A 6,818-nucleotide genomic window follows, 5' to 3' on the forward strand; every position below is an offset into this window, starting at 1 on the left:
AGACCCCTCGGTCGTCGACGACCTCATCGAAAACCGCGCCAACAAGGGGTGAGCGAGATGGACGCAACAACCGTGACCCGCGCCCCCGTGCTCATCCTTCTCGGCCCTCCGGGGGCCGGGAAAGGCACCCAGGCACGCAAGCTCGAGGATAAATACGGGCTGGTACAGCTCTCGACCGGCGACCTGCTGCGCGCCGGCGTGGCGCAGGGCAGCGAGGCCGGCAAGCAGGCCAAGGCGGTGATGGAAGCGGGCCAGCTGGTCAGCGACGAGATCGTCATCGCCATCCTGCGCGACCGCATCGCCGAGCCCGATTGCGCAAATGGCGTGATCCTCGACGGTTTCCCGCGCACCACGGTGCAGGCCGAGGCGCTCGACGCGCTGCTGGCCGAGAGCGGGCAGAAGATCGATGCGGCGATCAGCCTCGAGGTGGATGATGCCGCCATGGTGGACCGAATCTCGGGCCGCTACACCTGCGCCGGCTGCGGCGAGGGTTATCACGATACCTTCAAGACGCCCAAGCAGGCGGGCGTCTGCGACACCTGCGGCGGGTCCGAGATGAAGCGCCGCGCCGATGACAAGGCGGAAACGGTGGCTTCGCGGCTCGAGGCGTACCACGCCCAGACCGCCCCGCTCATCGGCTATTACGAAGGCAAGGGCGCCCTGAGCCGTATCGACGCGATGGGCAAGATCGAGGAGATCGCCGCCGGGCTCGGCGCGATCGTCGAAAAAGCGACGGGCTGATCCGTCGGAGGCCGCTCAAAGGAGGGGCGGCCGCATTTTCTGGAGGAGGAACCGCCATGGCGGATCAATCAACGCACCATGCGCATGGCGCCGAGGAGGCCGGCAAGGCCTACTGGTCGGCCAACCTGCGCCTCATCTTCATCAGCCTGATCATCTGGGCGCTCTGCAGCTTCGGCTTCGGCATCCTGCTGCGCCCGATGCTCTCGGGCATCAAGGTCGGCGGCTCGGACCTCGGGTTCTGGTTCGCCCAGCAGGGCAGCATCATCGTCTTCCTGGCCCTGATCTTCTTCTACGCCTGGCGGATGAACAAGCTCGACCGTGAATACGGCGTGGACGAGGAGTAAGGCGTCATGGATCAGTTCACCATCAACCTGCTGTTCGTGGGCGCCTCTTTCGCGCTCTACATCGGCATCGCGATCTGGGCCCGCGCGGGCTCAACGTCGGAATTCTATGCCGCCGGGCGCGGCGTGCACCCGGTCACCAACGGCATGGCGACGGCGGCAGACTGGATGTCGGCGGCCTCCTTCCTGTCGATGGCGGGCCTCATCGCCTTCACCGGCTACGACAACTCGGCCTACCTGATGGGCTGGACCGGCGGCTACGTGCTGCTGGCGCTGCTGCTCGCGCCCTACCTGCGCAAGTTCGGCAAGTTCACCGTCTCCGAGTTCATCGGCGACCGTTTCTACTCGCCGACCGCGCGCCTTGTGGCCGTGATCTGCCTGATCATCGCCTCGACCACCTACGTGATCGGCCAGATGACCGGCGTCGGCGTGGCCTTCGGCCGGTTCCTCGAGGTGGACAGCACCACCGGCCTGCTGATCGGCGCGGTGATCGTGTTTGCCTACGCCGTGTTCGGCGGCATGAAGGGCGTGACCTACACCCAGGTGGCGCAGTACATCGTGCTGATCCTCGCCTACACCATCCCGGCGATCTTCATCTCGCTGCAGCTGACCGGCAACCCGATCCCGGGCCTCGGCCTCTTCGGCACCGACCAGGCCTCTGGCGAGCCGCTGCTGGCCAAGCTCGACCAGATCGTCCGCGAGCTGGGCTTCGGCGAGTACACCGCGCACAACGGCGACACGCTCAACATGGTGCTCTTCACCCTGTCGCTGATGATCGGCACCGCCGGCCTGCCGCACGTGATCATGCGGTTCTTCACCGTGCCCAAGGTCTCGGACGCACGCTGGTCCGCGGGCTGGGCGCTGGTCTTCATCGCCCTGCTTTACCTGACGGCCCCGGCCGTGGGCGCGATGGCACGTCTCAACATCACCCAGCAGTTCTGGCCGGAAGGCACTGCGGGCCAGGCCGTCTCGCTCGAGCAGATCGAGAACGATCCGGCCTATGACTGGATGGCCACCTGGCAGCAGACCGGCCTTCTGGGCTGGGAAGACCTGAACGGCGACGGCCGCATCCAGTACTACAATGACAAGAGCGCCGCGATGCAGGAGAAGGCGACTGCTGAAGGCTGGGCCGGCAACGAGCTGACCAACTTCAACAACGACATCCTCGTGCTCGCCAACCCCGAGATTGCCCACCTTCCGGGCTGGGTGATCGGCCTCGTTGCCGCCGGTGGTCTTGCCGCCGCGCTGTCGACCGCAGCCGGCCTGCTGCTCGCCATCTCTTCGGCGGTCAGCCACGACCTGATCAAGGGCCAGATCAACCCGAGCATCTCGGAAAAGGGCGAACTCATGTCGGCCCGCGTCGCCATGGCTGTGGCCATCGCTGTCGCAACCTGGCTCGGCATGAACCCCCCGGGCTTCGCGGCGCAGACCGTGGCACTGGCCTTTGGCCTTGCCGCAGCCTCGATCTTCCCGGCGCTGATGATGGGCATCTTCTCGAAGGTGAACAACAAGGGGGCCGTGGCAGGCATGATCTCGGGCCTCGTGGTCACGCTGGTCTACATCTTCCTGCACAAGGGCTGGTTCTTCATCCCCGACACCGCGAGCTACTCGGACGCCGATCCGCTGCTCGGCACGATCAAGTCGACCTCGTTCGGCGCAGTGGGGGCGCTGGTGAACTTCGTGGTGGCCTTCACGGTCTCGGCGATGACCAAGCCGATCCCGCGGGAAATCTCGGAGCTGGTGGAAAGCGTACGCATTCCGCGCGGCGCGGGTGCGGCCCAGGATCACTGACCGGTGATCTGGCGCGGGGGCGCAACAGCGCCCTCGCCCTAGGCAAAACTCCCGTCCCGCGCTATGCCGGGGCGGGATTTTTTCTTCTGCGATTGCCTTTTATCGCACCACCGGAGCGCCAAGATGCCGATTGAGCCCGACGACCTGCGCCGTTTCCTGACCTCGGTGCACCCCTATGATGCGCTGGAATCCGACGCGCTCGACGTTCTGGTGCCGCAGTTCCTGACCCGCAGCTACAAGCCCGGCGAGGAGATCTATGCCGTCGGTGCGCAGCTCGAGGGGCTCTACCTCGTCCACACCGGCCAGGTGGAGATTCGCGACGAGAACGGCGTCGCCGTCTCGCTGCTCGGGCCGCGCAACTCCTTTGGCGAACGCGGGCTGATGCGCGAGGGGCTGGCCGCCACCACCGCCAGCGCGCTCGACGAGACGGTGCTGCTGCTGCTGCCCGCCTATGCCTTCCGCGAGCTGGTCGCCGAACATGCCGCCGCGCGCCGCTTCTTCGATCGCTCGCGCGCCGCGCGGCCGCGCAAGTCCGACCTCGCGCACAGCCGGGTCGAGACGCTGATGGCCCGCGCCCCACTCACCATCCCCCCCCGAGACCCCGGCCCAGCAGGCCGCGCTGATGATGCGCGAAGAAGCGGTTTCCTCGCTCTGCGTTACCGAAGGGCGCGACCTCATCGGCATCGTCACCATCCGCGACATCTCGGCCAAGGTGGTTGCCGGCGGCATGGACACCAATATCCCGGTCTCCGAGATCATGACCCATGCGCCGGTGACCCTGCCGCCCTCGGCGATCGGCTCGGACGTGCTGCACACGATGGTCGAGCGTGGCATCGGTCATGTGCCGATCACCGATGCCGGGCAACTGGTGGGCATCGTCACCCAGACCGACCTCACCCGCTTCCAGGCGATCAGCTCGGCCGAACTCGTGGCGGCCATCGCCCGCGCTCGCAGCCCCGAGCAAATGGCCGAGACCACCGCCCGCATCCCGCAGCTGCTGGCGCAGCTCGTCGCCGGCGGCAACCGCCACGAGGTCACCACCCGGCTGATCACCGATGTCGCCGACACGGTCACCCGCCGGCTGCTGGCGCTGGCCGAGGAGGATCTCGGCTCGGCCCCGGTGCCCTGGCTCTGGCTGGCCTGCGGCTCGCAGGGGCGGCAGGAGCAGACCGGCGTGTCGGATCAGGACAATTGCATGATCCTCGACGACAGCGCCACCGAGCGGGACATGGAATACTTCACAGAAATGGCGAAGTTCGTCTGCGATGGCCTTGACAAGGTTGGGTATTTCAACTGCCCCGGAGATATGATGGCGCGCAATCCCCGCTGGCTGCAGCCGCTGTCGAAATGGCGCGGCTACTTCCGGAACTGGATCGACAAGCCGGTCCCCGAGGCGCAGATGCTGGCCTCGGTCATGTTCGACCTGCGCCCCATCGGCGGCACCAAGTCGCTCTTCGAGGAGCTGCAGGAGGAAACACTCGAAGCAGCCTCGAAGAACTCGATCTTCGTCGCGCACATGGTCTCGAACTCGCTCAAGCACACGCCGCCACTTGGCCTGCTGCGCGGCTTTGCCACGATCCGCTCGGGCGAGCACAAGAACACCGTCGATCTCAAGCACAACGGCGTGGTGCCGGTGGTCGATCTCGCGCGGGTCTACGCGTTGCAGGGGCGCCTGCCCGAGGTCAGCACGCGGGCCCGGCTCGAGGCGGCGATCGCCGCCGGGGTCGTCTCGGGCACCGGCGGGCAGGATCTGCTCGATGCCTATGATCTGATTGCCGAAACGCGGCTCGAGCATCAGGCGGGTCTGGTCAAGCGCGGCGAAAAGCCCGACAATTATCTCGCGCCGTCCGACCTGTCGGACTTCGAGCGCAGCCACCTGCGGGACGCCTTCGTGGTGATCAAGTCGATGCAATCGGCGATCGGCCACGGGCGCGGCATGCTGGGCTGAGGACAACGAGGGGGGAGAGATGTTCTACGAATTGATCGCCGTGCTGGTCGCCGGTCTTGCCGGGGCCGGCGTGGTGATGCTGCTGAGCAAGGCCACCGGCGGGCGGTTGCCGCGCTGGCTAATCCCGGTGGGTGCGGGCGCGGCAATGATCGCGACCTCGATCGCCAATGAATACGGCTGGTACGGCAGCACGGCCCAGGCGCTGCCCGAGGGCGTAGACGTGGTCGAGACCCACGCCTCCAAGGCGCTCTGGCGGCCCTGGACCTACGCCTGGCCGATGACCGACCGCTTCATCGCCGTCGATGCCGCCGGGCGGCGCGAGAACGCGCAGACGCCGGGGCTCTATCTCGCCGATCTCTATTTCTTCACCCGCTGGCAGCCGACGCAGGTCGTCGAGGTCATGGTCGACTGCCCCGGCGGGCGCCGAGCCGATCCCATGGGCGGTGACGGCGGTGAACCGCGCTGGCGCGAGGTCGGTGCCGAGGACAGCATCGTCGCCGCGGTCTGCTCGGAGGCGCGTACGTGACCCATCTGAGCCTGCGCCTGCGCGTCTTCCTCTTCTTCGTCCTGATTGCGGTCGGCGGCGCGGGGATCACGGCGCTGGCGCTCTGGCTCGGCTACGGTCGCGCGCTTGCGACCACCCCGGCGAACGGTTTTCTTTTCGCCGGCATCCTCGCCGTCTTCGGCATCGTGGCGCTCTGCGTCGGGGTCTGGCTGCTCTTCGACGAGAATGTCGCCAAACCGGTCGAGCGCATCGCCTCGGAGATGCGGGTGCGCGCCCATGCCGGGGTCGAGAAGCAGGTCGACCTCCACGGCGCGCGCTACCTCGGCGATCTGGCGCATGCCGCCGAGGCGGTCTCGGCCCGGCTCAGCGAGACCGCGCTGGCCACGGCGCAGCGGGTCGCCGAGGAGACCGCACAGCTTGCCGCCGACAAGGAACGCCTGACTGCCCTGCTCACCGAAATCCCGGTGGCGACGATCATGGTCAGCCCCAAGGGCCGCATCGTGCTCTACGACGGGCAGGCTTCCGAGGTGCTGAGCCAGATCCACGTGCCGCGGCTGAACGCGCCGGTGACCGACTATTTCCTTGCCGCCGGCGTCGAGGCGGCGGTGCGCGAGCTGCACCGCACCGGCCGAGAGGTCACGCTCACCCTGCGCTCGGTCGACGAGGCGCAGAGCTACCATGGCCGGATGAAACCGCTCGACGCGGGCGGCTACCTGCTGATCATCGAGGACGCCGAGACGCGCATCGCGCCGCAGGCCGAGCGGCCCATGGTCTTCGACTTCTCGCTGCTCAATGCCCCCGCGCCCGCAGCGCTCGAAGACACGCCGCTGCGCGCCCTGACCTACGTGGTCTTCGACACCGAGACGACTGGGCTCCTGCCGCACAAGGACGAGGTGGTGCAGATCGGCGCGGTGCGGGTGGTGAGCGGCAGGATCGTGCCCGGCGAGCAGATGGATCAACTGGTCGACCCCGGGATGAAGATCCCGCAGAGCTCGACCAAGGTGCACAGGGTGACAGACGCCATGGTGCAAGGCCAGCCCGACATCGCCGAGGCCGGGCGGCGCTTTCACCACTTCGCCCGCGGCGCGGTGATCGTCGCGCATAACGCGCCCTTCGACATGGCCTTCCTGCGCCGCCACCAGTCCCGCATGGGCGTGGAGTGGAGCAACCCGATCCTCGACACGGTGCTGCTTTCGGCGGTGCTCTTCGGGGCAAGCCAGACCCATACGCTCGACGCGCTCTGCGAGCGGCTCGGCGTGACCATTCCGCCCGCCCTGCGCCACACCGCGCTCGGCGACGCGCGGGCCACCGCCGAAGTGCTGGTCAGGATGCTGCCGATGCTGGAAGCGCAGGGGATGACCACCTTCGGCGAGGTTCTGGCGCAGACCCGGCAGCACGGGCAACTTCTGGAAGACCTGAACTGAGGCTGTCGAGCGCTGCCTGCACCGCCTCGCGCGGGGCGGCCGCGACCGGCAGGCGCGCCAGCGCCGCC

At 67.6% G+C, this 6,818-nt stretch carries 5 protein-coding genes and 1 pseudogene; all 6 read left to right on the plus strand.

Annotated elements, in window-relative coordinates; genetic code table 11:
* The first annotated feature begins 57 nt into the window (after positions 1-57).
* A complete protein-coding gene (locus CLG85_RS26635) occupies positions 58-741 on the plus strand; it encodes an adenylate kinase (RefSeq protein WP_095881606.1) in 684 nt (227 codons plus the stop codon).
* 56 nt (positions 742-797) lie between these two features.
* Positions 798-1,085 (plus strand): DUF4212 domain-containing protein, encoded by a 288-nt coding sequence (locus CLG85_RS26640; RefSeq protein ID WP_224844366.1) that lies wholly within the window; start codon positions 798-800, stop codon positions 1,083-1,085.
* Positions 1,086-1,091: 6 nt separating this feature from the next.
* Positions 1,092-2,873: a sodium:solute symporter family protein gene (locus CLG85_RS26645; protein WP_260350324.1), complete on the plus strand. Its 1,782-nt coding sequence runs from the start codon at positions 1,092-1,094 to the stop codon at positions 2,871-2,873.
* A gap of 123 nt (positions 2,874-2,996) precedes the next feature.
* Positions 2,997-4,821 (plus strand): annotated as a pseudogene (locus tag CLG85_RS26650) (DUF294 nucleotidyltransferase-like domain-containing protein).
* 19 nt (positions 4,822-4,840) lie between these two features.
* The gene (locus CLG85_RS26655) at positions 4,841-5,347 is read left to right on the plus strand and encodes a hypothetical protein (RefSeq protein ID WP_095881609.1); all 507 of its coding nucleotides are present in this window, start codon (positions 4,841-4,843) and stop codon (positions 5,345-5,347) included.
* Positions 5,344-6,750, plus strand: coding sequence for a 3'-5' exonuclease (locus tag CLG85_RS26660; RefSeq protein ID WP_095881610.1), 1,407 nt, complete (start codon positions 5,344-5,346; stop codon positions 6,748-6,750). The genes CLG85_RS26655 and CLG85_RS26660 overlap by 4 nt, the downstream gene beginning before the upstream one ends.
* The last annotated feature ends 68 nt before the right edge of the window (positions 6,751-6,818 follow it).

Source organism: Alloyangia mangrovi, from assembly GCF_002300555.2.
GTDB classification, from domain to species: Bacteria; Pseudomonadota; Alphaproteobacteria; order Rhodobacterales; family Rhodobacteraceae; genus Salipiger; species Salipiger mangrovi.